General features: G+C 64.9%; 2 protein-coding genes and 1 pseudogene. All 3 read left to right on the top strand.

The annotated features are described in order from the left end of the window. Positions 1–544, top strand: a pseudogene (locus ABI213_RS12870) (beta-hydroxyacyl-ACP dehydratase); the annotation flags it as partial. Next, complete coding sequence (locus ABI213_RS12865; RefSeq protein ID WP_348007561.1) at positions 534–839, top strand: 3-hydroxyacyl-ACP dehydratase; 306 nt, start codon at positions 534–536, stop codon at positions 837–839. The pseudogene ABI213_RS12870 and the gene ABI213_RS12865, both read left to right, overlap by 11 nt. After that, positions 836–1,762: an acyl-CoA synthetase gene (locus ABI213_RS12860; protein ID WP_348027402.1), complete on the top strand. Its 927-nt coding sequence runs from the start codon at positions 836–838 to the stop codon at positions 1,760–1,762. Before ABI213_RS12865 ends, ABI213_RS12860 begins: the two co-directional genes overlap by 4 nt. Positions 1,763–1,919: the final 157 nt, after the last annotated feature.

Genomic DNA, 1,919 nt, shown 5'->3' with positions numbered 1-1,919 from the left:
GCCGCTGCTGGAGATTTATGGCTCCACCGAAACCGGCCAAGTGGCCACCCGGCGCACCGCGCTAGGTGCCGAATGGCAGTTGTTTCCGGGCGTGCAGTTGACCGCCCAGGACGGTGGCACCTGGGTCTCGGGCGGCCATGTGGAACAGGCTGTGCCCATGGGTGACGTGCTGGAGCCGCTGAGCGCGACGCATTTTTTGCTGCACGGCCGGATTGCCGATCTGGTCAATATTGCGGGCAAACGCAGCTCACTGGCCTACCTGAACCACCAGCTCAATGCCATCGAGGGGGTGCAGGATGGCGCGTTTTACATGCCCGAGGACCGCGACCGCGACGGTGTCACCCGGCTGATGGCCTTTGTGGTGGCCCCGGGTTGGACGCAGGCCGCCCTGCTGACCGCGTTGCGCGAGCGCATCGACCCGATTTTTCTGCCGCGTCCGCTGCTGCTGTTGGACCAGTTGCCCCGCAACAGCACCGGCAAGCTGCCGCGCGAGGCCTTGCAGGCGTTGGCGCATAACCTCCAAAGACCCCCGCATGCCGTTTGAAACCACGTGGGCGGTAGCGCCTGACCACCCCGCATTTGCCGGGCACTTCCCCGGCGCACCCATCTTGCCCGGCGTGGTGTTGTTGGATACGGTGTTGCAGTGGGCTGAGACGGTGACCGGCAGCATGGCGGGCCAAATCGGCAACGCCAAGTTTTTAAGCCCGGTGCGCCCCGGCGAGGTGCTGAACATGTCCCTGGTGTGCACCACGCCCGAAAGCGCCCGCTTTGACATTGCCTGCGACAGCCGCAAAGTGGCCACGGGACAACTCAGCCTGGGCCGTCGTGCCGCGCCATGAACCAGCCATCGACCCACTGGAAGCAGCGCCCGGAGCGCAGCAATATGCCGATGCTGCGCCTGATGACCTGGATCTCGCTGCGGCTGGGGCGGCGTGTGGCGCGCGGCATTCTGTACGGCATTGCGGCCTATTTTCTGTTGCTATCTCCCTCGGCGCGGCGGGCATCCCGGCAGTACCTGGGCCGGGTGCATCCGGGCCAGCGGATCGGTTGGCGCATGCAGTTCCAGCATTTCATGGCCTTTGCCTCGGTGATCCACGACCGGGTGTACCTGGTCAATGACCGTTTCGATTTGTACGACATCCGCCTGCATGGCCAGCAGCTGGTCCACCGCGTGTTGGACCAGCAGCGGGGCGCGTTTCTGCTGGGGGCCCATCTGGGTAGTTTTGAGGTGCTGCGTGCGGTGGGCCAGCAGCAACCAGGCCTGCGGCTGGCGATGGTAATGTTTGAAGAAAATGCCCGCAAGATCAACGCCTTGCTGCAGGCTATCAACCCCGCCGCCCACAGCCATATCGTGCCGCTGGGCAAGGTGGACTCGATGATGGTGGTGCACGAACTGCTGGAGTCGGGCGCGGTGGTGGGTATTCTGGCCGACCGCTCGCTGGGCAGCGATAGCACGCGCAGCCTGCCTTTTCTGGGCGCTCCGGCGGCGCTGCCGGTGGGGCCGTTTCGCATGGCCGCCATCCTGCGCCGCCCGGTGCTGTTCATGGTGGGCCTGTACGGCGGTGGCAACCGCTACGACATCCACTTTGAAACCGTGGCCGACTTCTCGCACATCCCCGCGGGCGGGCGCGAAGCCGCCGTGCAGGCCGCCATGGCACGCTACGTGGAGCTGTTAGAAAAGTACTGCCATGCGGCACCCAGCAACTGGTTCAATTTCTTTGACTTCTGGCAGCCCCCGGCCACACCCCAACTGAGCCCTTGATGCACACATTTTTTCGATCGGTCTTGGCCCTGGTTGTGGGCTGCGCAGCCTTGTCGGCCCACGCGGGCTGGGACCTGGAGCAGCTCATGCAGGCGTTGGCCCGCAACACCTCGGGGCGGGCCACGTTTACCGAGCAAAAATTCATCGCCCTGCTGGA

This window comes from Rhodoferax sp. (genome assembly GCF_039922535.1).
Taxonomy (GTDB): Bacteria; Pseudomonadota; Gammaproteobacteria; order Burkholderiales; family Burkholderiaceae_C; genus Rhodoferax_B.
Note: the sequence above shows the minus strand (reverse complement) of the source record. Positions and strands in the feature narration are given on the sequence as shown.

What these genes read in the sequence shown, in the direction of transcription:
- ABI213_RS12865 (WP_348007561.1), top strand. Translation starts at nt 534, where the DNA reads ATGCCGTTTGAAACCACGTGGGCGGTAGCGCCTGACCACCCCGCATTT.
- ABI213_RS12860 (WP_348027402.1), top strand. Translation starts at nt 836, where the DNA reads ATGAACCAGCCATCGACCCACTGGAAGCAGCGCCCGGAGCGCAGCAAT.